At 39.4% G+C, this 25,129-nt stretch carries 26 protein-coding genes and 2 tRNA genes; 3 read left to right on the top strand and 25 right to left on the bottom strand.

Going from position 1 to position 25,129, the window contains the following annotated elements; genetic code table 11:
- Window positions 1–7: 7 nt before the first annotated feature.
- The 13 genes from CLV99_RS04935 to CLV99_RS04875 all read right to left on the bottom strand — a co-directional run bounded on the left by CLV99_RS04935 (window position 8) and on the right by CLV99_RS04875 (window position 15,587).
- Complete coding sequence (locus CLV99_RS04935) at window positions 8–5,194, bottom strand: hypothetical protein (RefSeq protein WP_133583369.1); 5,187 nt, start codon at window positions 5,192–5,194, stop codon at window positions 8–10.
- 3 nt (window positions 5,195–5,197) lie between these two features.
- Window positions 5,198–5,617, bottom strand: coding sequence for a hypothetical protein (locus CLV99_RS04930; RefSeq protein ID WP_133583368.1), 420 nt, complete (start codon window positions 5,615–5,617; stop codon window positions 5,198–5,200).
- Window positions 5,617–9,894: a tape measure protein gene (locus tag CLV99_RS04925; protein WP_133583367.1), complete on the bottom strand. Its 4,278-nt coding sequence runs from the start codon at window positions 9,892–9,894 to the stop codon at window positions 5,617–5,619. Before CLV99_RS04925 ends, CLV99_RS04930 begins: the two co-directional genes overlap by 1 nt.
- 229 nt (window positions 9,895–10,123) lie before the next feature.
- Window positions 10,124–10,594 (bottom strand): hypothetical protein, encoded by a 471-nt coding sequence (locus CLV99_RS04920; protein ID WP_133583366.1) that lies wholly within the window; start codon window positions 10,592–10,594, stop codon window positions 10,124–10,126.
- Window positions 10,595–10,651: 57 nt separating this feature from the next.
- Window positions 10,652–11,173 carry a hypothetical protein gene (locus tag CLV99_RS04915; RefSeq protein ID WP_133583365.1) on the bottom strand — a complete coding sequence of 174 codons (522 nt, stop codon included), beginning with the start codon at window positions 11,171–11,173 and terminating at the stop codon, window positions 10,652–10,654.
- A gap of 7 nt (window positions 11,174–11,180) precedes the next feature.
- Window positions 11,181–11,624 (bottom strand): hypothetical protein, encoded by a 444-nt coding sequence (locus CLV99_RS04910; RefSeq protein ID WP_133583364.1) that lies wholly within the window; start codon window positions 11,622–11,624, stop codon window positions 11,181–11,183.
- Window positions 11,621–12,067, bottom strand: coding sequence for a hypothetical protein (locus tag CLV99_RS04905; RefSeq protein WP_133583363.1), 447 nt, complete (start codon window positions 12,065–12,067; stop codon window positions 11,621–11,623). The genes CLV99_RS04910 and CLV99_RS04905 overlap by 4 nt, the downstream gene beginning before the upstream one ends.
- Window positions 12,058–12,387, bottom strand: coding sequence for a hypothetical protein (locus CLV99_RS04900; RefSeq protein ID WP_133583362.1), 330 nt, complete (start codon window positions 12,385–12,387; stop codon window positions 12,058–12,060). The genes CLV99_RS04905 and CLV99_RS04900 overlap by 10 nt, the downstream gene beginning before the upstream one ends.
- Window positions 12,384–12,710 (bottom strand): DUF6706 family protein, encoded by a 327-nt coding sequence (locus CLV99_RS04895; RefSeq protein WP_133583361.1) that lies wholly within the window; start codon window positions 12,708–12,710, stop codon window positions 12,384–12,386. Before CLV99_RS04895 ends, CLV99_RS04900 begins: the two co-directional genes overlap by 4 nt.
- A 2-nt stretch (window positions 12,711–12,712) precedes the next feature.
- The gene (locus CLV99_RS04890) at window positions 12,713–13,213 is read right to left on the bottom strand and encodes a hypothetical protein (protein ID WP_133583360.1); all 501 of its coding nucleotides are present in this window, start codon (window positions 13,211–13,213) and stop codon (window positions 12,713–12,715) included.
- Window positions 13,213–14,328, bottom strand: a complete 1,116-nt coding sequence (locus CLV99_RS04885; RefSeq protein WP_133583359.1) for a major capsid protein — start codon at window positions 14,326–14,328, stop codon at window positions 13,213–13,215. Before CLV99_RS04885 ends, CLV99_RS04890 begins: the two co-directional genes overlap by 1 nt.
- Window positions 14,329–14,331: 3 nt before the next feature.
- Window positions 14,332–14,919, bottom strand: coding sequence for a hypothetical protein (locus CLV99_RS04880; RefSeq protein ID WP_133583358.1), 588 nt, complete (start codon window positions 14,917–14,919; stop codon window positions 14,332–14,334).
- 26 nt (window positions 14,920–14,945) lie between these two features.
- Window positions 14,946–15,587, bottom strand: a complete 642-nt coding sequence (locus CLV99_RS04875) for a hypothetical protein (protein ID WP_133583357.1) — start codon at window positions 15,585–15,587, stop codon at window positions 14,946–14,948.
- A 273-nt stretch (window positions 15,588–15,860) separates the two neighbouring features.
- Here CLV99_RS04875 and CLV99_RS04870 point away from each other — a divergent pair, with 273 nt between their 5' ends.
- The 3 genes from CLV99_RS04870 to CLV99_RS04860 all read left to right on the top strand — a co-directional run bounded on the left by CLV99_RS04870 (window position 15,861) and on the right by CLV99_RS04860 (window position 16,909).
- Window positions 15,861–16,100 carry a hypothetical protein gene (locus CLV99_RS04870; protein ID WP_133583356.1) on the top strand — a complete coding sequence of 80 codons (240 nt, stop codon included), beginning with the start codon at window positions 15,861–15,863 and terminating at the stop codon, window positions 16,098–16,100.
- Window positions 16,101–16,167: 67 nt separating this feature from the next.
- Window positions 16,168–16,617: a putative periplasmic lipoprotein gene (locus CLV99_RS04865; protein ID WP_133583355.1), complete on the top strand. Its 450-nt coding sequence runs from the start codon at window positions 16,168–16,170 to the stop codon at window positions 16,615–16,617.
- Between the two features lie 61 nt (window positions 16,618–16,678).
- Window positions 16,679–16,909 carry a hypothetical protein gene (locus CLV99_RS04860; RefSeq protein ID WP_133583354.1) on the top strand — a complete coding sequence of 77 codons (231 nt, stop codon included), beginning with the start codon at window positions 16,679–16,681 and terminating at the stop codon, window positions 16,907–16,909.
- Here the strand turns inward: CLV99_RS04860 and CLV99_RS04855 are convergent.
- From CLV99_RS04855 to CLV99_RS04800, 12 genes are all read right to left on the bottom strand, one after another.
- On the bottom strand, window positions 16,902–18,752 hold the full coding sequence (locus tag CLV99_RS04855; protein WP_133583353.1) for a zeta toxin family protein: 1,851 nt from the start codon (window positions 18,750–18,752) through the stop codon (window positions 16,902–16,904). The genes CLV99_RS04860 and CLV99_RS04855 overlap by 8 nt on opposite strands.
- Window positions 18,753–18,788: 36 nt before the next feature.
- Window positions 18,789–19,451 carry a hypothetical protein gene (locus CLV99_RS04850; RefSeq protein WP_133583352.1) on the bottom strand — a complete coding sequence of 221 codons (663 nt, stop codon included), beginning with the start codon at window positions 19,449–19,451 and terminating at the stop codon, window positions 18,789–18,791.
- Between the two features lie 70 nt (window positions 19,452–19,521).
- Window positions 19,522–19,782 (bottom strand): hypothetical protein, encoded by a 261-nt coding sequence (locus CLV99_RS04845; protein ID WP_133583351.1) that lies wholly within the window; start codon window positions 19,780–19,782, stop codon window positions 19,522–19,524.
- A gap of 3 nt (window positions 19,783–19,785) precedes the next feature.
- Window positions 19,786–20,058: a DUF7352 domain-containing protein gene (locus CLV99_RS04840; protein ID WP_133583350.1), complete on the bottom strand. Its 273-nt coding sequence runs from the start codon at window positions 20,056–20,058 to the stop codon at window positions 19,786–19,788.
- A gap of 169 nt (window positions 20,059–20,227) precedes the next feature.
- Entirely contained in the window at window positions 20,228–20,485 is a 258-nt protein-coding gene (locus CLV99_RS04835; protein WP_133583349.1) for a hypothetical protein, read from the bottom strand.
- A 3-nt stretch (window positions 20,486–20,488) separates the two neighbouring features.
- Window positions 20,489–20,917 carry a hypothetical protein gene (locus CLV99_RS04830; protein ID WP_133583348.1) on the bottom strand — a complete coding sequence of 143 codons (429 nt, stop codon included), beginning with the start codon at window positions 20,915–20,917 and terminating at the stop codon, window positions 20,489–20,491.
- The gene (locus CLV99_RS04825) at window positions 20,914–21,288 is read right to left on the bottom strand and encodes a hypothetical protein (protein WP_133583347.1); all 375 of its coding nucleotides are present in this window, start codon (window positions 21,286–21,288) and stop codon (window positions 20,914–20,916) included. Before CLV99_RS04825 ends, CLV99_RS04830 begins: the two co-directional genes overlap by 4 nt.
- 109 nt (window positions 21,289–21,397) lie before the next feature.
- Window positions 21,398–21,469 (bottom strand) — tRNA-Asp (locus CLV99_RS04820).
- A 52-nt stretch (window positions 21,470–21,521) separates the two neighbouring features.
- Entirely contained in the window at window positions 21,522–21,797 is a 276-nt protein-coding gene (locus CLV99_RS04815; protein WP_133583346.1) for a hypothetical protein, read from the bottom strand.
- A 111-nt stretch (window positions 21,798–21,908) separates the two neighbouring features.
- Window positions 21,909–21,981, bottom strand: a tRNA-Ala gene (locus CLV99_RS04810).
- Window positions 21,982–22,146: 165 nt separating this feature from the next.
- Complete coding sequence (locus tag CLV99_RS04805) at window positions 22,147–23,502, bottom strand: phage portal protein (protein WP_133583345.1); 1,356 nt, start codon at window positions 23,500–23,502, stop codon at window positions 22,147–22,149.
- A gap of 6 nt (window positions 23,503–23,508) precedes the next feature.
- Window positions 23,509–25,128 (bottom strand): hypothetical protein, encoded by a 1,620-nt coding sequence (locus CLV99_RS04800; protein WP_211348418.1) that lies wholly within the window; start codon window positions 25,126–25,128, stop codon window positions 23,509–23,511.
- Between the last annotated feature and the right edge of the window lies 1 nt (window position 25,129).

Here is a 25,129-nt window from a genome sequence, read left to right as displayed (position 1 = left end):
AATCGTTTTAAGGTAGCATGTCGGTAATCCACCCACCTATGGATGATACATATATGAATTTTGTTAAAAAACCTACTTTAAGATCTATACCACTAGCGAAACTACCGGAACTATCAACTAATTTTGGCGGAGTTCCCCCGTTAACATAAACCCGCCAACTAGAAGAATTACCTGACTTTCTAAATAAGAAATAATGTACTTCACCATCTTTTGGTTCAGTCGGTAAACTCCATCCGAAATTTCCTGTACCTCCGTAAATATTCACTATGTGTATAGATTTATTTTGGTCGGCATATCTGCTGCCTGAGCTATTAATACTTATGTATTCCGAATCGTAACGAATCCCTCTTACTGTTCCGTTAACGATATCTATAGCTATATTATCTTCAAGTTTGTTTTTTATATCAATCCTTAAACCAGTTCCTTTAAGTGAACCGCCCTTCCAATCTCTTAGATAGCACATTTCATCCGATCCCGACGATGGACTGAAGGCGCGACCAATACTAAATACTTCTTCCTGGTTATACGACATAGATCTTATTCCTGCAATCCTGGTATCTGCATTGGTCATATCGGCGATTAAAGTTTGATCTACTATTCTAAACGCTCCTACCTTACTAGTCCCTGTTACGGTTAGATTTGTTGCTGTTATCTGTTCAGCAAACAGGTTTTCTACATCGATCTGTAAGGCTTTGATACTTTTAGTCTCGATTGCACCTCCATTAATAGTGGTCTTATTCGGATACTTCCATGCATTAACCTGATTGTTTGCTGCGTTTGCAGTTCCGTTAGCCGCGTTAGCCGTGTTCTGAGCTGCTACGGCTTTACCGTCAGCTGTATTAGCAGCTGTTTGAGCATTGGTAGCTTTTGTATCTGCCTGTCCTGCTTTTGTATTAGCTGTATTAGCAGTACCCTGAGCAGCATTAGCAGAATTCTGTGCATTTGTACCTTGGAAGGTGACAATACCCGACATTTCTATTTCTGCACTAAACAGCTTCATTTTATTAGCTGTCATAGAGAAAGAAGATTCAACTTCGGTAACCGTGGGGGTGTCGTCAACACTTGATACGTTGTATACTGTAGCAAATGCTACGTACCAAACCAACGGATTTGCAGGTGTTGGCGTTGCTCCGCCTGATATATGAAAAAAACCTGAACTACTTACTGCACCTGTACCATAGGTAACCTGAACAACGTATTCTTCAAATTTACCTGTACCTTCTTGTGATGTTAACCATACTTCAGATGAACCTGTACCCATTGCATTAGCGGCGTGATTAATCCTTCTACCAACAGGTATGCTTGCTATTAGCTTATAATTATATACTACACTTACTTTTCCTGTATATTGAAAGGCTATACCTCCCCAATTTGGATTTGCTGAACCCGTTGATGTGACTTTCAATCGCCAAGGCGAGCCCGTTGGCTGTACCCCTCCTGGAACATTCTCCCTTACAAAAGTAACTACACCATTACCTAGGTTATTATAAACAGACATACCATTGTTACCTTGAAGAAATGTAGGGTCACGCCTTAAGATCTCACCTGTTGACTTTGAATTAACCTGACCTCTAACAGTTGCATTAATAGCATCAGGAGTAATCTTAGCTTCCGCTGAATTTAGACGCGTATTGAGTCCGTCTGTTACACTTCTATCTGCTTTTAATGATATTGAATCATTTATTAAAGTAATCTTAGCTTCTGTAGTAACAGATAAATTATTAATAGAATCCCTACTTTTTAAATTGTAGTGGGTTTTACCTGCTGATGTTTCAACATATTCACCTTCATTATTGCTGTTGAATAATACTGTCCAACTACCACCTGCACCCGTGGTACTTACTTGAGTAACATTCCCTTTGTATTTCCTACCATCAGCGTAGTAATGCCATACTCTAATTTCTTTGATATTATAATATATTGCACCTAAATCTATTTGAACATAGTTTTCACCATTACCTGTATAAGCATATTCTTGACTATTACTTTTATTACCATTAGTGATAAGATTTAAATTAGCACCACCTGCACCACTTGATACAGGTTTACCCAATGCAACATTTACATTATTTGTATCAATAGCTTCTATTTCAACCCAATGATTACCAGCATTTACATTACTACCATTTAGATAATCCCTAATGTGGCGCACTGGGTTATAGTTAGCATTAACATACTGTGTAACCTCTGTTTTAGTGGCACGTAAAGATATTTGCTCGGTATGTCCGTCAACTACAATAGAAAGATCAGAAACAGAACTTTTAACAGTATCTATGCTTGCGTCAATATCTTCATATGCAGGCCCCCAATCCGTATCTTTATTACCTTTTTCTAATTGAAGGTTAGTGAATTTTACTGTATCAAAACCTACAGGTGTATTCCCGTTTGTTGTGTATCTATTAGTATAAGCTAATAGAGCATAGTTCTTACTATTAACTGGCGCAACAAAAGAAATTACTTTACGTTCTTTTTGACCTAACGTTTTGAGTGTAGCCGATAATAGAGATATACTATTAGTGCCGTTATATAGAGCAAAACCAACTTGATAACCAAATGGTGTTGGTACAGATGTTCTAGCTATTAGTTCCGCATCATACCCAATAGTGTATGTTTCCCCATCAACAAGTAAAGCCCCTGAGTTATCAGCAGACCATACTACTCCTGCCCAAGTAGATAAAGTAAATTCTTTTGTACTATTCGTTGTGATTAGACCACTTGATTTGGAACCACTTAACAAATTCCTTCCACCTACTTTAATACCATCAATCTTATTGGTCACTGAAAGATTGATCCTTCCTTCAGCATTGCTTATTTCGGCTTGCGTTTCTCCCTTATTGTAGACGTTACTACCAGCTTTGGCGACTAACACACCATCTATATATGCCCCTTGAGCATATAGTCCAAACCCCGTCAATGTCCCTAAAGTAGGGTGAACAATACCAGACAGATTCCCCATTCTCGTGCGTATACTAGTCGATGGAGATGTCCACATGCCGTAGACAGTATCAACATAAGGTGCACCGGAATCACTAGCCGTAATGTAAACGATGCCCTTGCGGTTATTGTCTGTAAAGTTGTCTATCCTTACGATGTGATCTCCCTCAGTAGGAATGGACGAACCTTGCAGTATCGATATAGTGAAACTGGATGATGTAGTCGATAACACGCGTCCAACAAAAAGCTTTGCAGCTTTACCATTCCACACCTGACATTTCACCACGTCATCAACCCTAAAAGGATTGCCGATAGTGCCTCCATCAGTATCGAATGTACACACGTAGTTATTGCCTGTCTTTGTTGCTCCAGTAATCTCAATACCGTCCGACACGATCAATGCTCCGTTAGTAGCTCTAAGCTCATTAACGACAAGGCTGTAGAAATTAGCTTCACCGCGCACAAAAAGGCCGTCAACCTCTAATATGTATTTACCATTAGCATCTTTAGAGACTCTATATCCACTACCAGTCCAACCACTCTGAAAAGAAGGAGAAGACACCCCTTCGAACTTTGGACTATCAACAGGACGGACAGGTTGTGTAAGATAATTGGGTTGCGCCAGTCCATTCCATAGGATAGAGTTATCAGCTAGATCCGCTTTGATTGCTCGTGTAGCTAGATCAGCTTTCAATGCATGGTCAGCATTTGTAGCATGATCGGCCAATGCTGCATGAGCTGCTTCACTTGCAAAGTTTGCCGTAGCAGCATTGGTTGCTGTAGCTGCATGCCCTGCGGTACCGGCATATCCTGCACGCTCCGCATAGGTTGCTTTTGTCGATAGCCCATCAGACGAAATACCTTTGGTTACAGTGTTGGCCAATCGGTCGCTTTGGTTCCGTTGCCTTACAAGGCTATTGATCGATATAATGTTGCTTAACGTAAAATCATACCGGTACGATTCCTGTAGATCGCGCGAATAGCTATCGATTCGGATATTACCATCAAAGCCGATATCGTCAGCTTTAAGATGAACCAATCCGCCAAGAACTAGCTCTGTATTATTTTCTAATGCAAACTTAGGAGTGATCTTTGCAGACCAGTCGAACTGTTCAACACCTTCTTCCGCAAAGTACTGATCACCTGTGTCCTTTACCCTTCCCTCTGCATTCGTCACATAGGTAGCAGGCATATCGATGTTCAAGAAAACAAAGCTATCCCCAACTGCAGGTTTCAATAAGGTATCAGGAACTCCCCCCGGATAAGCCTTATCATCCTGAATAATGTTGAAAGTTACCTGTCTAGTCGCATGTACATATCCTGTTTTTTGAATAGTGAACTTAAAACCATTTAATAACCCTGAAGTAAAGGCGATCTGCGCACTGGTTCCGTCATCAAGTAGGTGATCATTCAAATTGAAATCGATATCGGTTGAACGGATCACATTTGGCGCGCTCGTGGCCGTCACCTTAGCAATCAATCTCGGATAGATGTTTTCGTATACTACCGTATTTTCCACGCGATCCATACCGGCTACATAATTCGGATTAACCATCGGGTTACCCCCTGTAGGCTGAATCTCACGGAAACCGTAGTTGTTAGGAATGTTTTGCGAGCCTCCTAAGATTGTCAAGTGCGTAACGACCGGATTGTCCCGTCTAGAGCGGTAAAGCTCATATAAACCCTTCCCTTTGCCGTATGCAAGCTGAATACCTGTTACAGGCTGACGTCTCGTTAAATTCAGACGCTTACCACCGTTGTCGAACCAAAATTCAAGATTCGTCTGATCGGCGATGTCCTGTATAACTGTCAATAGCTTCCCTCCATTGTACGTCCACTGGAAAACCTCAGTATCATCGATAACACCCAAAGTCCACCCACTGGAAGCGCGGTTTGCATTCTGAATAACCAAGCCCAGGATTGCTTTAGCATCACCCATCAGATAAACAGCAGGCTCCTTCAAAGAGTTGTTCTTATCTAGGGTGTAAAGAATCCATTTGCCGAAGTCATAATACAATGCTTCGAACTCGATCTCGTAAGAATAACCTATCTGCGTATTCTTTTTACTGATGTTTTCGGGACGGTTCAGCTTGTAGGTTTGCCCGTAAGCAACCAACATATCACCTTTCTTGAATTTTATCGCACTTGCCGTATTTATGGTCACCTCTACACGGTCTTCCTGCATAATACGTCTGTACTGACGCCCGATAGCTTTACCGCTCCAAATAACTGTGTTTCCTCTCTTTATCTCGTGTATCATACCCTAGCTAATTGTAAATTTTTCAGTTGGATAATCATCTGCCAATACCAGCGTGAAAGTTGCGCTGTTGCCGTATTTTTTGAAATTGGTCATATTCAAAAAGGACACCTTTAATCGTTTGTTTTTTGAGACAATGTCTAAGTTGAATTCTCCTGCTGTATCAATGAAATCATCGAATGCCTCAATAGATGCATCATACTCTGCAGATGTATTGCACTTTATCAGACATTGGATATTGTATGTTTTGCTTTTGAAACGTTGCAACCCATGATAACGCTCTGTGCCGTTTTCTTCTGCCCAATCTATCGATAGACCATTGTCTTTCAATTCGGCTTTCTGATCTAGTTGCTCGTAAATACCTTTTAGTATTTGTAAATTATAAAGCGTCTCAGGATCTTGCCCGTTGATTCTGTAATTACTCATTATAAACCTGCGCCCCTCCTGATAGCATCTGTGTTTGTAATCTTGCTGTTTAGTTGTACGATGGCCGTTTCGATGTTAGCCAGGCGATCTGTGTTATTAGCCGTCCGGTATGTATTGTTACTGATTGCAGACAGTTCATTTAAATGGTAGTTCATGATTCGTACATTATCTGCGTGATTGGTCCTCTCTAATTCCACCAATGCTAATTGAGCGAGCCGCAAACCTCCCAATTCAGCTTCCACGCGATCGGCTTGTTTTTCTGACATACTTTGAATCCCTTTGGAAAGTTCACTTTGGGAGGAAGACCCCTCTCCACCCAATCCTATTCCAAGCTTTTTAAGCTCTTCAAACTCAGCATTAGCTTTTTCCATAATACCGAAATAGGCTTTACGAAGGTTTTCTATTTCACCTGCATCTAATCCGCCATTGCTCTCGCTTGCCTTATAAAATTCTTCATACCACGACTGCATTTGGGTTTCAATCATCTTACGGGAAAACCCTTTCAATACAGCTTGTTGCATCTGCTTTTCAAAGAATTCTGTAAAGTGTTTAACGCTGGTTTTCCCTTGCTCAAACATGGAAACAATGCCATTAGTCAAAGAGGTAAACGCTACACCAGTTAACTCTTCTCGCAACTGATTCATAGCATCTTTTAGGATATTGTAACTATTGATGATTGCCTCAGCTTGTCTCTTCGATATATCATCCAATTTACCTTCATCAATCAAGCGTTGTAGGTCCTCAATCTTAGCGACGGTAATATCTTCAATTGTTGAAAAACCAAGCTCAATAGGTTTCAGCATTCCATCATTTATCATTCTCTTGAGAACAGCTGCTGCCATATCGTATTGCTTGCTCCCTTTCTTGCCGAATGCTTTTTCAAAATCTGCCCCCTCATTAAGCTTTTTTATGAAGTCATCATAAAAACTATCACCTGTAAGCTTAAACTTTACCAAACCAGCATTACCTGACATGATGTGTTGTAGATTCTTGTCTTTTACTCCACTCGTGGAAGTCGGAGCAGAAACACCATCAAATGACTTAATAGCATTATTAAATGCATCTGTTGACTCTTTTACAACCCGTGAATACTCATTAACGCGATCAGTCCCATATATCTCCTGGATCAGAGCAAGCTGACGCTCTAGAGCTTTGGTAATTGCTTCAACTTGCTTTAATTGATAATCATTGCTGTAATCAATCTGATTTTGATATTGCTCACGTTTTGCAAACCTGGCATTAGATATGGCTTCGGTGATACCTCCTATCATCGATACGATAGCCCCAGCAACAGCTAATACGGTACCACTTTTTGACATCCCCGACCCTACATCACTAAGAGTTTTGGTTAAATCTCCAACTTGCCTAATCATTGAACCAATAGTCTTTAAACTATTGCTCATTGTTCCATCAAACTGTGTAGCTGAATTAACTAATTGCTCAAAAGAACTTACTGCAGCTTCATATCTTTGTAAATCCCCACCTTCGGCATCTTTTGCGCCTTTATCGAAAATCTCACCATATACTTTCTTTAGCTCTGATTTTTGTTGAGGAGTAATACTCATCCCGTCAATAATTTTATCGACAATATCTTTACCTCTTTTAAAAGCCTCGGCAAGCAACCATTTAGAAGACTCATCAATATCTTTCATCGCCTTCTCGTACTCAGGATTTGATTCAACCAATGATTTTAGTTCGTCTTGCTGGGCCTTTTTAAGAACTTCTGTACGTTCTTTAAACTCTTTTTCTGTAATAGAAGTCTTTTGCTTTTCTAGTTCTTTGAAAGCATCGGCGTGTTTTTTTCGAATTGCCTGTTCTTTAAAAGAAAATGTTTCAGACAATTTTAATGCTTCTACAAAACGTGAATTCCGTTCTTCCTTCTCCTTTTCACCGTGAGCCTTTAACAACGTCTCTAGCTCTTTGAAATACTTCTCATCAGCGCCGGACAAACCTGTTATTTGTTGCCTTGCAGCTAGACCAGCGTATTCGCCCTTCATCTTCTCAACTACATTTACATACTTGCCATACTGCTCATTAGCAAACTGGTCGCCTGCTTCTTTTTTAAGTTGCTCGTACTTCAAGTAGTTAGTATAATCTTCTTGGTACTGCGTTAACTTACGTGTGTTCGCTTGCTTGTTAATAACCTCGTTTAAATCTCGTCTCTCTATCTCGTCAATCTGTTTTACATCGATTTTAGTTTTATTTTTTGGATCAGCATTAAACTTGCGAATCTCGTCACGAAGGGAATCGTACTTTTGTTTCGTTGAAGCAATTTCCTGTTGATCTTGATGAAGTAGTGAGTTAAGCATTTGTTGCCTTGCATTAGTAATCTTTTCATAAGCAGCTAAATAGCGTTCTGCATCTTGAAATTGAGAATTAGCTATAGACTCATCTGATTTGGGCTTTGTAATAGAATAAGCTTCCTCAAGCTTTGCAATTTGGTTAAGCTTAGATTTTAACCCGGCTATCTGACTATCACCAGGAGCCAATGCTTCCATTTTTTCTGTAATCGCCTTTTTCAGGGTATCAAGCTCACCTTTATTTGATACCGACCTAATAAGGCTGTTGAAATTCTTGATCGGATCTTTTAACCCTTCAACAAATAGACTGGAAGGCGTAGTATCTTTTACTGTGTCCTCAACTCCGGAAATGAAACCTTTAAATTCCTTGCCGAATTCTTTTTGAAGTTCATCCATCTGCTTCTTTAGGACATCTTTCTGTTGATCAACAATAAAGTTGTCTCCTTTCTTATCCCCAAATCCCCAAAATGATTTGGCTGCATCGGATCCATTAACTCCAAAGGCATTTTGCATCGCACGCCCAGTCCTTTCCCAAATACCTACACCGTCAATACCTTTGCGATTTATGACTTCAAGTTGTTCGGCTAATGCATTAAATTCGTCAAACGCCTTTCGTGCAGAAGCGGCACGGCCAATGTTTTGAACGTAAGTTGCTAGAGCATCTGATGCCTTTCCGATAGCTATCTCTTCTTGACTAAAGGAAGAAAGAATTCCCTTGGTTTGAGCTTGCAACTTGTCGTAAGCAGATTTGCGTTGTTCAACAGAAGCAGTATGATCTTTTATTACTGCGACCAATTGTTCAACACTTCTCTTTTCTTCATCAGCTTTTTTTGCTCCTACCTCCTGTACAACAGCCAAACGCTCTTGTGCCGCACTTGTCGCGTCAGTAACTTGAGTTAATGCATACACAGCAGCCGTTAGCCCTAAAATACTTGCAGTCATAAAAATTGCTGGATTGGCGGCCATGACAGCATTTAAGACTTTCATAGCTGCAGTCTTAGCGCTTATGGCTCCTAGGTGCAATAGTTCAGCACTTGTCATTCCAACCGCTCTTGCGGCACTCACCTGCTGTAATGCAGCTGTAGCAATTAAAGCGGCCCTATATGCACCGTATGTAATTACCAACGCGCCCATAATATTTAGGACCGTTTCATAATTCTCTATAATGACTGATGCTCCTTTAATTACGTTGGAAATGGTTCCCTCTGTTTGGGTTCCCATTTTATTTAACATCATATCGTAAGCATCGCCTAAGCGCTCAAGCTCTCCTTGAATTGTTTTTGATTGAGCTTCCATCAAACCACCAAACATAGAACCTTGAGCGGTCATGTTTTGAAAAGCCTTTTGCACTTCCGCAAACCCAACCTTACCAGCTTCGACAAAAGCATTAACTTGACTGACATCAACTTTTAAAACTTCTGCAAGTTCTTTATAGATTGGAATACCACGGCCAGCGAATTGACGAATGTCCATCATGTAGGCGCGTCCCTGGGTTCGCAAGGTTCCGTACAGATAGACAAGTTCTCCTATTGGCTGGGATGTACCAGCGGCGACATCCCCCAACATTATAAGCTCTTGCTTTATATCTTCAGCAGTGGAACCGTAAGCCAGCAGTTGTTTCGCTGCGTTTGCAGATTCCTTCATCCCGAAAGGAGTCAACATAGCATAATCTATCAGATCTTTTGTCAACTTGTCTGCCTTTTCTTTACTACCAAGCATAGTAGTAAAAGCTATATCAAGCTGCTGGAATTCGGATCGTACTTTGACTAGTTGCTGTACAAAATTTTGCGCTTGATTAACTGTGAAAAATGCCGTGGCAGCCTTGGCCATTTTGGAAAATACCTCTTCCATGCCTTTGCCACTTCTAGTGACATTATCAACCATGCCGTTAACTCTGCGCTCTATTCGATTAACCGATGCCATCAACTCGGAATCTCGGATATAGGCATCCCACTCTAATCTATTTACTTCTGCCATTCCTATAGGATCTTACTCAAAAACTCTTCTTCTTCATCTTTTCCTTCAACCTCATTCTCTTCTTTGTCATTTGTATCTACGCTTGGGATAGTTACCAAATCACATAAGAAATTGTAATAGGATAATTCCCATTTTATATAGTCAGAGCTATCACGGAAATACTTTCTATAATTGTTTATTTGTGCATTCAGGCTATTATCTCCTGGATATCTTTTAGGCTTGTCTTTTTCTATTGGGTTTCCGTTTTCATCAAACTGTTTGTTCCCTTCATCAAGACAATAGATTTTAAAAAATTTTGAATGTCTATTTCGGAAAGTCCTCTCTCCAAAATACTGTAAAGTAAATCGTCATCAACCCATTTCAAGGTGTCTAACAATTCTTCTGTAGGTTCATTTCTGTCATTTTGAAGCGCCACAGCTGCACAATAAATCAAGTCGGCGTTATTGCTCGTAGATAGTTCGAAAATCTTTGTCAGCAATGGTGTACCGTCATTTATTTCATCAGGGATATTCAATCCCTTTTGTGCTATACGCTCCCGGTTACCGACTCTTATTCTCCTTAAAGTATAGGTTAGATGCTTTTTGCAAACCCCGATCTTTTGTAGAAAGCCGTGCCATTTATTTTTAGGTAGAATTGGAATATTCATGATATCCCCCTCGTCTAAAAAGGCGTTTATAGTATCTTGAGTTGTTTCTTTCATAAGGGAATAAATAAATCGGCTCAAATGATAGACAAAAGAGCCGATTTGTCTACTTTGTTATGCCGGAGCATCAGTTTTAACAACGGTTTTCAATCCTGCTTTCGTTGGTTTCAATGGTGTACCTGTCACGATTACCTTACCGAATTGCTCTTTCATCAAGTCGAATTGTGGACGGATCCGAACTAACATTCTCGCGATTTGCAATTTCGCTCCATTTTTAGTCTCACATTCTATAGACATTTCCTGATCAATAGGAACGTCCATTCCGATCGAATCAGGTGCACCCGCGGTACCAGGTTCAAGATCACCAGCGCCCATTTCAGACAATGCTTTTCCAGACATATTGTAAGATTCCAAAGTAAACGCCCATTTTGGCGCCTGTGTGGTCAACTCGTCATAAGCAACATCCTCTTCCTCGATTTCTATTTCAGTATAACTGCCTTCATTTAACACTAACGATGCGGTCCCCTTTACAGTAGCCCCCAAAATCTCTGTTAAGACTGTACCCATTCCTCCATCGGCTCCAACGGCACCCATTTTAACTGCCTTTAAGCCTAACACGTTTTTTGGTCTAGCCATTTTCTTTCTATTTTATGGTAAAAAAATTAATTCTAAAACTTATGTAATGCTGATTGTTTACATCAGAAAACTGATCATCACTCGTAATTTCAAAGCACGTATCTTGATTTATCCAAACCTCTGAAACTGTCTCATCGTTATCGTTAAATACAGATTGGAAAAGCTTAGATAAATAAAGTAATCTCGCCGTATCAGGTCTATTTCTTCCAGTGCCGATATTTGGAATTTTTGCAGGATCAAGGTTGCTCACATAAATATTAACGATTAAAACACCTTTCTGAACCGGTTCACGGTTTAATCCAAGTGTGTTAATAACAATGTCCTCTTTGGTGGATCCTTCTGCCCTTTCAAACTTGCATAACTCACCGCTTGGCTTATTTATGTCAGTCATAAGAATCGATTTTCCCAAAAAGGAAAACAACATATTTCCGGCTTCGATACTCGTTATCATAAACTCCTTTTTAACATTCTAATTGCAGTTTTTAAAGTCGCTTCGGCCTCTAAACTGGATCCTGTTATAACGTCTTTTCCTTTACTTTCGACAGCGGCAGCATATCCCATCCCTGCAACAACAATAAGCGCGTAACCATCTTCAAAATCTCCCAATAGTTCACTTATAAAACTTTCCGCCTCTTGCTTACCGATTGCTTGGGCTCCGTCAAAGTTTTCTTGAACAATTCGACCATGGTCAACTATAGCAAAACCTATAGAACTTCTAAGGTTACCGGTCACATCGTTAAAGCCTCCTTCATTAGCTGTTTTTTCACGAGCTGCTTTCACAAACTCCCATCCCACTAGCTCGAATCTGTTTATTACAGCTTCTCGGAATTGAGCCTTATGCTTTTCTACAGCCTGACTTATGACACTTCGTGTAAAGCGCGGCTTTAGACCCATATCTTGTTTGTTGTTTGGTAACTCCATGGCATTATGGCATGACCGCTTCCAATAACTTTATTATCAAGTATGATCTCAATGAACGTTCCTCGCTCGAGGCTTTCGGGTATTTTGTTCAGATAAATTGAGAAGCTATAAACAAAGTCCTGTCCATCGTTGTTCTTTATCGTTCGACCTCCGCTATTCACATCAGCCCGACAATTCAAAACAACTTCCTTTTCAGTAAATGGACCAGTTTTCCAATCGCCATTTTCATCTTGAAAAGATTGACCAGGAGTAACCTCGATATACCTTAGTTTATGCGCTCTCTTTCTGATCATAACCCCCAATTGTTGTACGCTTTAACGATCGGCTTAGCATCAATTGCATTTACAACATCGTCTAAGCCATGCTTACGAGCTAAAAAAAGAAGCCTTTGTTTAATCCCTTCCCGGTCCATACTCCATGAAGCCGATCCTTCGCTTTGAGAGCTAACAGTTATCAAACTTTGAATACACGGTATTGCCGCTAGTTCCAACTCGTCTAAATCCCCTGTAAAACTGTCATCAGGAACAATGCCTTTTGAAAGCAGATACATTTCGGCCGTGCTATCATCGACTGTACCGACTTGAACGACATTTATAAAGGCTTCTTTTTTAGTCATGATTAATCCTCCGACTTCTCTACAGCGATACCTTGAGCTATCAAGCTCCGTAAACGCTCAGTCTCCAACCCATTCAGTTCAGTTCCTTCTTCAACGATATTTCCGCTTACAGAAGATTGAAACTTTTTACCTTTTGCGACTACATAGGTAGCTTTCTTGTTGATTGTAATTTCGGCTTTCGGCTTTGCTGTGTTTACTGGCTTTGTTGAGCCAACTAATCTAGCTTCCTCTAAGACCTCCCTAACCACTCTTGAAGCATTCTCGTTGAAACTCTCAACAGCTAAAACCACAGCATTATTTGATTCAATCACCGCGTTGTTAGATTCGATTAAATCTAAAGCCCATTGAGGCGCTTCATTTGATGTATCAACATCAGATTTAATAGATTCGTCTATTGTTGGCGCGTCAGTTTTGCTTGTTTGGATGATCTCATCAACGGAAGTACTGCCTGCACCTTGTGCAGTAGTATCTTCCTTTTTCGTTTTTACTTCACCTGCAGCCATTATACAGTCGGTACATCAGTTTGTAGTAAATAGATTGCGTCAATTTGCTCCAATGCAGGGAAAGCGTGTAATTCTGCTTTTGTATACTCCCTCCAAGGCTCGTTATCGCGCCATTTCGACACTAACGTGCGATCGTAGTTAGCGTAATTTACACCTTGAACTGGTTCCCATGATTCAATAGAAACAGCGTTATGTACAGTTCCTAACTTTCCAGCAGGAACAAACACAAGATTGTTAACGTTGAATGGATTGGTAGTTTGGATGATACCGTCTTTTTCAACTCCGATACGCTCGTTGATAATCACCATTGCTGGTAATTTGTTAGCTCGTAGATACTCATTAATAGTATCTTCTGTAACAACGAATTTAGCGTTTGATCCTGGATTCTGATAACCTGCTATTTTATCCCTTACCGCTGGATGATTTTTGAAGTTAAACCAGTTTTCTTGTTCAATCCAAATTTCAGCGAACGTGCGTCCGAAACTCTTTGAAGCAAATGAAACTGTTTCTTCGATATCTCGGAAAGGATCTGCCAATGGATTTGGAGACCCATCGGGGTTATACCATACCGCACGAACGGTACGTTTTTGGTGCGGTTTTGCAAGCAAATCGAGGTCTCCGAAATCAACACCGTCAGGGTTATTTAAAACGCCAACATCAATGCTAAAATTGGATATTGCCTGAAAAAACATGATATCTATTCGCTTGTCTGTTGAAGTTGCTGCATCCTCTACTGCATTCCAAAGTACTTTGATTAGCGCTTGAACTTTTGCTTGATCAGAAATTGGAAGAGCTTCTAAAGACTTTAGCTTTCGATAATCCTGCTGATCCAAAGCGAACTTTTCTTTCATTGTAGGGATTCCACCCTCCAATTTTTCAAGCTTGTTGTTTGAACGCAAAGGAGCCGGAGCATCAGGATCTGTAATTGAAGCGGCGGCTTGTATACGTTGGCGACCGATCGCAGTCGCAAAAGTTAATTCAGTTTGCGGAATACCCCATTCTAAGTATTTACGCCACTTAGTTTGGCCATAAAGCAACTGAAGTTGTGGATCGATTAAAGCTTGAAGATTTTGGCTACTGGCCAAATCTCCAAATAATGATGCTACTATTGCCATTGATTAAAATGATTGAGAACAAATAATATGAGGTAAAGCCGTTTCTAGCTCTTTAGAGTATGGCACTCTGCGTGCATATACTGTACCTCGGATAACAACACTGCAACTTTCACCATCGCCGATCTTTTGATCACGGTAAAGCCTTCCATTCACACCACCAAAACTTGAATTTGCGGCACCAGTTGTACTAGACCCAAACACGAGCGAATTAGCTGCTACTGCTCCAATTGTAGTTTCAACAGTTACAACATCATAATCAATGTTGCTAGTGTTAATTTCAGTAATTGGATAAGCGGCGCTTGCTGGCTTTTCAGCGAAGTTATCCCCGACTTTTAAAGTGTGCCCTTTAGCCACTTTATAAGCAACTGCATCAGCCAAAGCATTTTCAACAACTTTACCAGTTGCGAGAAACTTCGCCTTGCGTGTGGTTTCATTGAAAATCATCGGGGTTCCTGCTTTGATAATTGTACCGTCTGCTAACCCACCTTTCTCAAATAAAAAACCACCTTGTGCAAGCTGAATATCCTTTCCGTCCCCTTGCCATACTGGAATGTCACCAGTACTATCGGTTCTTTTATATCCTACTCCCATAGTAATTTTTTTAATTAAAACTTTGTTTAGTTATTAGCTGCCCCCGCGGCCTCAACGTTGGATTTAGCAAAATTTGCAATCGCATTTGAAACCTCTTTTCCAGTTGTTTTCACCCCTGATACCACCTTTTCGCCGGCAACCGTAGCGTTAAGATTTGCTTGTTTGATTTCAGTCCATTCAGCTTCTAAAGTTGAAAGAGTTGAGTCTAAGTCGAATTCCTCCCCTACTATAGTTTTTCTTGCGTATGCTTCGGGAATACCTTTTTCCTTCGCTTTTGCAATCAAAGCTGCTAAAGTTGATTCATTCTTCTTTTGCGCAAATTGCTGTCCCAGTGTTGTTACAGAATTTTGCAGAGCTTTTGCCCAGTCAGGCATTTCTGTTGGATTTTCATCTTTCTTTTCAGGATCAGGGTTATTTGGATCGGCTTTCATATTCTCTATATCCCACTTCTTCTTTGCTTCACCTACCCTAGCATCCCCCTGTTGTTGAACGAAATCTGCATAATCCTTGATTGATAAGGTTGAGTTAGCTTCAAAATCATTTATAGCTCCCTCGATTTGGTTTTCTTCTGTTACTTTCTCCGCTAACTTCTTAGCAATAAGTCCCAAAACAGCTTTTGACACCCCTGGATGTTTGGCAACCAGTTGTGCTAAAATTTTTTCCCACATAATTATGTTTTTTAGAATTCTTAAGTGCTATAAAATTAAGCAGGCTAAAAGGTGAATATATCATAAACAGCCGTTGGCATCGCTTACAATACGATTATGTAAATGATAAACAGTACTAATGCAAATTATAGCACTTTTATTTATATTTTACTTTGAATTATAAATAATAGCACATATATTTGTTTCATCGCTTCTGACTTAATAAGCTTTATCAACAAAATAATTATATAGTTGACAAAGGAGTCAGAATGTCTACTTTTAAAATGAAATATTATGAAAACTACAGATTACATTATTTATGATCACTTAGGTGATAACTTTGAAAGCCAAAATTTGACAGAACGCAAAAGACGTATCGATGCACAGATTGAAGAATATCTTCGTCTATATGCCATGCGAGATTTGTCTCCGAAGGAAGATGAACTTGTCACAAATATCCTATTGAATCTATTGGATATACAACGAGCATACAGCAATAGGATAAACTTGATAAAAGCAATATATTTAAATTAGCTACGGATTTCCGTAAACACAGGCATCGAAATTCCTTATATTTGCTACATTATCAAATCATGGAATTATGAATAAATTTTTAATGTTGTTTGTGGCAGTAGCTACTTTGGTCGGATGTAAGAAAGATGAAGAGTCAAGTATACTTATCAATGCAACCTCTACAATAGAGGATAATCAAATGTCATCGATATTGAAACATAATTACATTGACGCTAACATCGCTTTTATCCCAGCAAATGAATTTCCGGTCAGTCATAATAAAGAAATTGTTCAAGGTTTAATATCTAACGCAAAATACAAATCTGTTAATGGCTATCAGTATAAAGAATACATTCCTAAAGGTGAGTATGTTGTATTAATGCAAGTTTCAGATGGTATTTACAGTAGCTTATCTAGTGTGTATACTTTCAAAAAGGTATCAACTTTAAACGAGAAAGGCTCGTTTAATAATGTTATGGTTTTTAGTATAAAGAGAGATGGGGATTATCAAGTTTGGGTTGATAAGTATAAAGATTAGAAAGGTAAAAGATAGCACCTAAATGACCGCTATTCTGTTTCTTTTAATTAATTTTAACAATATGAGCAACATAGATCCAAAATATCGCGGCAAACTCGTTAGTGTATCATACTTCCGAGGTCGTAAGATTGAGGTGTACGAAAACAATGATCCAAATCTTGATCCCGACATTATCGGGGTGTTATTGGAACGGGGCCAGCGTACACCTCAAAATGATCACGAGCGATCACTGCTTAAGGAAATCAACGAAATGAAAGCTAAAGGGCTGTCAATAGAGTTTCCTTTTAATTAGCCTTCTTCAAGAAATCGTTGTACAATTTCTGATCATGGATCTTTAGTTTCCCATTAATTTGAGTAAGCACCAGTCTCGCTTTACCTTCTAGGTTGGTGTCCCATAGATACAATTCATCAAATACCTTTTCCTCGATCGCTTTAGGCAGTAAAATAGATATTTCCCTATTCTGATCACGCACATGGTCCAAAGGAACATTACGTCCAGTAGCTTTGGCCCTAGCCTCTGCAAGCTTCAAACTCAACCCAGTGTCAAGGCTGACATAATCTGCACGGATCGGCTTACCGCCACTCTCTTTACGAATAGCAGCAACATTGTTCATAAGCTTTTCAATTTTACCATCGTTAACGCCATCCAGTACCGCAGCATAACTTTGTTCTAATGCCTTTTTTCGAATCTGCTTACCAAGATATGAGCTTTCTTCATGGACGAAGTTTGCAGCACTCTTGACTAGACTTTTATCCTTTTGTCCAAGTAACATTCTATATTCAGGAATCATTGACTTGATTCTATCGGGATCGACAATGAACGCACCTTTTGGATGGGGTAAAAAGCCTCCGTCAACGACAGTAGATTTACCATTTGCTGGAGCACCTCCAAGCATAAACACCTTGCTCCCCTCTGTTTTAGAAAACTGATCAAAATAATCATTGACTATACGATCATGGAGGATCTTTCTTTCTGGCAAATACTTTCCGTCAACCATAAATACTTTTTCGGTGTCTAGCTTATCTTTCAAAAACACCTTAGTCTCTTGTTTGGTAAGCACTAGAGTATTTTTTGCAGACTTAACGGCAAGATCAAAGGAATTTTTATTGTCTCTGATCCAATAAGGCAGTGATTTTCTGTTGTTGATCCTATCAGAATTAGCTTTTACATATTCACCAAACCCTTTTGGAGGTTGTGATACCTGATCTTTAAAGGTGTAGTTTTCTCCATTCAGAACCGCATCTTCAAACTTCTTGTATTCTGATGCAGTCGGAAGCTTTGGTACAGTATAACAAATACATTGTGGGTGCCAACCAACAAATTTAAAGGTCTTCGGGTACTCCCCTTTTAAATGATCGCATATATCAAACATAGGATGCCTAGCAGAAAGCTTGACTTCATAACCAAGAATAACTTGAGATCGAGAATACCTATCGTTGTCAGAGGATCTATAGGCTAGATTAGTTTCTGTACGTGTAAAACGTAATGCGTTCTTATAACTGGACCGGTACACCCCTTGTCCTGGATTATACAGCTTTGCAGCTTTAGAAAGAACAAGATTACCCTCCATATCTCTTACACGCCTGAACAATCTATCAGGCTCAACAAGATATTGCTTTTGCTGTGATGCCAATTTTGCCGCTGGCACTCCCTGCTCTATACCTATAGCCATGTTCTTTTCAATCTCACTTCTAAATTGGTTTTGATAATTCCACACCCTTTGAGATAAATCCAAGCCCTGGGGACCACTGGTTCTATCAAGGAAAGCGTTCAATGCTTCTTGATTCTTAGAATTCAATGCTTCTTTGATCTTCGGCAACATTGCTCGACCTGCAGTGTATTGACCAAGGATCTCGTCAAGCTTAGTTTCTGATAGGTTCCAAGCTTCATGAACTCCATTAACCATAATTGTCAAGAACTCTTCATTCCACTCAGCTAGTACTTCATTGACAATATTATTGATTCTAGGGTACTTAGTAATATCGAATGCAACAGAAGGCTTAGGCAGGCTTAAACCTGCATAGATTTTGTCTATCGCTTTGTTGTATGCTCGCTTGACACGTTTTTGATTCCTCCTGATGTTATCTAGATGCTGTTGCTCGTATTTCTTATTGATTTTGTCAGTGTTTTTCATGCTTAATAATTTTTGCAATCGAACCCTGACAATTTATTATTTGCTAGGGTCGCTTATTTTTATTTTATGGGCATCTGCTATGCTATCCAGTTGGGTTTGTAATTTTACAAAGTCACTTTTAGTTTTGATTTGTAGGTATTCTGAATACAAAAAATCATATCTATTATTTGTTACATATGGTTTCAAAATCCCCATATTTCTTTCCGTTACTAATTTTACACTGTTTTGAAAAATCAGCATGGATAGCATTGCAACATAAAAAGGAATAACAAATAAGTAAAGAAAAATATTAACTCTAATTAAGCCAATTACAACTTTGCTTCTATTTTTTTTTGCAGGCTTGTCTTCAATATCCTCCTCCTCAATACCCTCCTCCTCATCTTTATTGTTATCATTTGAAATTTTCAACTTTTGTTCCCTAAGTCTTTGAAGCATTTCTATTGACCTGATGACAACGAAACCTATAATTCCCATTATCATCAATAATGAAGGTAGAATATTAAAGATAACGTGTGATGAACTAGGACTTTTGTAAGTAAAATCTGTGAGTGTGTTTGAGAAATTTGATGAAAATTCAACTATCCACCTCCCTATTCGAACCAATGTATCTTTTGCTAAGAAATCCCAAAATGCACTTACAAAAATACCTCCTAAAAGTATAATTCCCGCTTGTTTAGCTACCCCTTTAATCTTATCCATAATTTTCGCAATAATTTGCACAAAATTATGAATTCTTTTATCTTAAGCTAAGTGTAATTTAATATTTTTTCTATTCATTACTATTCCCCTCTTCATCATATGTGAACATGCTCATTGGCGGTAATGCTGTACCCAAAACACAAACTACTATCGGCCGTCCTGCGTTGATGGCTTCTATATCTTCTTTACTAGGCTGCCAAACAGTATTGATGTGAGGATTACCTTTAATATCCTGCCCGACATAAGCAGAAATAGGAAGACATTCACTATCATCCGTTGTTGTCGGTTTTTCAAACGTAATGTTTGATTCGGGAAAGTGAATAGGTCTCATAAGTTACTTTTTTAATAATTCAAAACAGTGAAAAACAAATTCGCCACCATACATCTGATAGGTTCCTATATACTTTCTTCTATTGTCATCTTCCACCTTTTCACCAGTGGCAAGTGTTTCGAAAGCTCTATCAGTCAATTCCGCTTCAGGATCCACTAAAGCCCAAATGCAAGGAACATTGTTTTGTGCCTGGATGCTCAATATTTCTGCACCTAAAGGCATTTTCGCAAACACAATACCTCTTTTATTCAATTCGTATTTCCAAACTACTTTCATAAGTTCAAACTTTTCTTTAGATGATTAATTTCAGATTGCGCAAGCTCCGGCGATAACATAATGTATGCTCCAATCGCCTTAATTATCATTGCAAGTCCCAATATCAATGCCCCAATTAAGAAAATTGGAACATAAAGAAGCGCCAGGATCCTGTACTTATTTCGCATGGTTATTCGCTTACTGTTTGCTGTCTGTTTGTAGTAGAAGTATTTCCTCTTTTAGATGTATGTGTGTATTCAGTACGGCCACGACAATCGCTCCAGTAGATTGTATGATAGTCAGTAAACCGATACATTTTACAACCATCATGCTCAAATAGCAATTCAAGCTTAATGCCATTTATATCTGTGACTTTTGTTTGGATAGCTGGCTCTTTACACCCTGCCAAAATCGCTAATATTGCGACTAATAAAATTAATTTTTTCATTATTTATTTCCTCCTATAGTGCCTTTGGGCAAGTTTATGTTGTTGACGGATGTATTTTTGTTTACGGTGATCTTTTTGGGGCAAACATTCATAAGGCATTTCCGAATAATAGTTTTTGATAGTCAAAGTAAGCGCGTTTGTTACTTCCCCAAGTTTCTTGCAGGTTTCCGCAAATTGGTTTACCATGGTTTCTGTACCAGGTTGTGATCTTGATAATGATCCATGAAGTATTTCTATATCAATTCCCGAATGGATTAACTCCAAAGCAATTGTTTCATAGATGAGCAAAGAACATCCCCTCGCACCTAAAGAAGTGCCAATCGAGATAATTCTATCATGCTGGTTATGACATGTGCATTGCCCTGATTGGATCATCGTTTTATCACATGGAGCAAAACACCGTTTGTTATTTCGTTTAGCTACTTGAATCATATCTTCACCTCCAATTCTTCGCCAGTAAGTGCGAAATGCAAGTTTTGAAGTTGGTGTAGATACTGCACTGTTGTGATTTTGTCTTGACCTATGCTCTTAACCATATAGAACTTGGATTCTCTAAATGGCTTCTTAAAATATATTGAACCCGTTCTTGAATGTGAAAATATGGAATCGTCAGATCCTCTAAACCCACACTTCAAAAGAATCTCTTCGCTTAGAATGATGGGAGATACAGGCAATGATGTGACCGGACCTTTTACGGCCATTATTTTACAGTCTTCGATAATAGAAGATAGCTGTTCAGCTTTACAAACTCGACCTTCTCTGTCTTGGAGAATGTTGCCGATACGTAGTTCATTTGCATTCATATAATTGATTTAATACTTTGTTTCAAGTATCTAGGTAAATAATAAACCGTGGAGAAACGGGGAGAATCCCCACGGCATCAAACCAATTATTAACCTAAATTATGAAGTGCAGTACATACGGGATTCGAACCCGTGACCTCCGCAGTGACAGTGCGGCGCTCTACCACTGAGCCAATGTACTGTGTAAAAAGCCTACCCTTGACAATAGGCTTTTTGTTTTTCTTATTCTACACCTACAACATTCTGATCGTTGGCGGATCGTTGGCACTCGGTGCGATATCAAGTGTATATCCTGATAAGGTTTCGTCTTCTGATAAGACAGTGACCATTTTGCCGTAATGAGGTTCAACGGAAGGTGTAAACCCGTCATGGATAAAGTGAAGATCACAATTATCACTAACCTTTTTTACCAGCGTAATGGACTCTTTTGAATCACAAGAGAAATACACGGTACCAACCATCAATAAAGAAAATGTCCCGATTAGTGCAATTGCAATAATTCTTTTCATTTTAGAAATGGTTAAGTAAAACAATGAACAATTTGCCGTCTTTCCGAGCTGTCATCGGTTTAACCCTGACGTATAGCTATACCGAAAAGTCACTATACACCCGTTGTGTTGTGGAGCCTATCAGAATCGAACTGATTACCTATTGCTTGCAAAGCAATCGCTCTACCAAATGAGCTAAGACCCCATTTCATGCGCTATCTCACGACCACGCATGAATAACCTAAACCAATTATAAACATAAATACCAAAGAATTATGAAGAATTCTAAAGACTTAAACAAATATAGGCACTATTATTTATAAAGCAAGCCATTTTGAAAATAAATATACAAAGTAGCCATTTTGTCCACTTATTCATCAAATGAAGCGGAAATACTTTCCTTTTGTATCGCTTCCCAGTTGGCTTTACCATCTTTAGTGAGTGGATGCTTCATAGCAGCTTCCTCTTGACTAAGTGTAGGTTTTCCACCTGTTGAAGCATTCAGCATTTCTATAAAATCAGCTTCGTTTTCAGGTAATGGACTAGTAAACTCAAACTTTACTTGCAGGTCCTTCATTTGAGAAACTATGTTTGTCTTATTTGGATTGAGTTTCGAGATCAGGTTTTTGATCACTTCCATCATCCGATCAAACAATTCTATCACTACAATTTGATTTCTTATCGACTTCAATATTGCAGGGAAAAACATCAACTCTATAGCCTTTCCGGATGTGGTACCGATTGCCTTCATGCTATCCATACTGAAATCAGGTGTATCGGTAAAGTAGTTGATCAGTTCCTTAAGATCTTCACGTTCTTCTTTGATAAGGTCCGCCGACATTTGTGGGTAAAGATAGTCTGCTTCGCTACCTGCTTCCAACTCGACAACTTTCACGGCTTTTGAAATGCTAGGCAAATCCTTGATCGTTCCAATTACTTTCAGGATCGGGTTTCCCATGGCATCATTGTTTTTTGCTTTGCCACTAGTAAGAATCTCCCTTCGTTCAATCAAAGGATCAACATCATAGGAATCCCAAGTATCTTGCGTAAATAGGACCATGCAGATTTTTCCTGCAAGATTTGGAGTTGTCTTTTGCTCCCACTTTCCTTCTATCTTCTTGTAGGTGATCCAATGACTTGAGGTTTCAATATCGAAATACTCGATCTCTTTTCCTCCACCTGATTTTACCCGATATCCCCGACCCCATGCCTTAAGTGTGCCAAATTCATCGAAATAGTGATATAAATCATCACCTGAACTTTTTGACATTACTTTGCAACGTACGGTGTTTTTAAGCGTGGTGTCATTCGGATCGGCATCTGAATCTCTATAAGGTCTGAACATAATCACAGCTTCTGTTTCACTGTAGAACTTAGTTATAAGGTCCAATAGCTTGCTGTTCATCCTCATTTCTTTCCATACATCAACAACAGCCTGAAAAGCATCATCTGTATTCTCCGATTCCTGAACCAACCGCACTGGCTTACCGACCAAGAAGGCTACTGTACTTTGAACAATCTTCTTCTGTATTGGCAATGTCAGAGGCCAGTTATTTACAGGATCACTACCAACCATTTTTGTTTTCGGCTCCTTTGCTATTACATGTTCATCGGCGTTGTAGAATGACAGAGCATTAGTAATTCTTGTGCCATTATTGGTCATTGCGCCTTTAATCTTGTCAACTTCTCCAGCAAGAAGCAACTCGTCAAAATCTTTTTCTTCCATTGTGTTTTAATAAAATCCCAAACTTGATTTCGTTTTTGGTTGAGTATTCTCAACGTGATTTTTCTTTATTCTTGCAGGGTAAAATGTCAAGGCTAATGAATCAAACTTATCCGGTGAATGTCCTAGCCTTTCGATAATATCCTCTTTCGGTTCAATAATGATATCGCCATTCGATCGGAAGGAATACTTTATTTCCGTTGCTTCTTGAGCAAATACATCGTCAGGCGGCAGCATAGCATTTTGATTGTTGTCGGGGTTGAGCCAATCCCTGACAGCCCAATGCATATAGGCACGCATGTTTGCAAATGTATATTCGCCTGTAAAATCCTCTAAAGGCTTCCCCTTATCGTCTTTTGCTGCGGTACTGTTCTTTGCGCTGATAGCTCGCTCATACCCGTACTTTGTCAAGGATTCCTTACCAGCATACTTTAATTCTGATAAACGGCTGTAAACTCCTGCTCCCTCTCCGATAGTATCAATAAAGGCAATTGGATAAAGAACATTTTTCATCATGTTCACTGTCATCCCTGCAACTTTCATATGATCGGCCACACCTGCACTGTTGAAGTTCTTGAACTCCTTAACGATATTGTCCCTACGATCACATATTACCGAATCATCACGCCCCATACCGGCAACATCAACACCGATCCTAGATTCAGAACTGTACATCCTTTCTGCTGATGGTGTTTTATGAAATTCCTTCCAGCGTTCATTTGCAAGCTCTATCCAAAAAAGTGGAATAAGCGTATCGGTTGACACTTTAGGGAACTTGCCCAATACCTTCATTCGAAAAAGATCGTTAGGTCGGTAAACACCGCCTTCCCACTTGAAATCATCCTCACTTTCCTTAAAGTCTTCTGAAGGGATCCGCTGACACCATGTTTCGACTTTATCTTTTACCCATGCATAGTCAACTTGCCCAGGTATAATATCTTTCTTTAAAACTACATTCGGAGCATTTAAGCTGTTTAATCTGAATTTTGCCCAACGTGGAGACTTTTGGCTCTTTGCAGCATATCCCGTATTGGTATTTGGGTTGAACACGATCAATATCCTTGAATTACCCTGCAAGTTACCTTCAATAGCTGAAAAAGTTCCTTCAGGAATACCCGAAGCCTCTGTAACGACAAACATCGTATTTGCGGCGTGGAATCCTGTCCAAGCTTCGTGATTATGGTCATCAGCTTTGAAGCCCGTCATAAACCATTCTTCCCAATCTGTACGGATATCATTCCCAGTCAATCGCCCAGGTAAAGGGAATCCCCGTTCTCCTGCTTTACGGTAGAGCCTTCTAATTTCGGGTACCATAATATTGTAGACCTGTCTACCCGTAGGCGCTGTCATCGCAATTTTGGTATTCTCAACAAGCTCACTCTTTTCGTTCCAAACAGGTGTTAAATACATAAAACACATACACGCAACAGCAGAAATATAATCTTTTCCCCGAGCTGTACCGCTTGCAACAGATGTCATTTTGTTAACCTTGACACTATTGAGGATCTTCTTTTGTTCGTCATCAAGAATAGAGCCTAGAACTTCTTCAGCAAAGTAACACCACCCTTCGGGATCCTCCCGATAGAAAATGAATCTTTCTTCAATTTGCTTCTGAAGTTCCGCGTCCATC

This window comes from Sphingobacterium yanglingense (assembly GCF_004363245.1).
Lineage (GTDB): Bacteria > Bacteroidota > Bacteroidia > Sphingobacteriales > Sphingobacteriaceae > Sphingobacterium > Sphingobacterium yanglingense.
The sequence above is the reverse complement of the archived record's forward strand: the minus strand, read 5'-3'. Positions and strand labels throughout refer to the sequence as shown.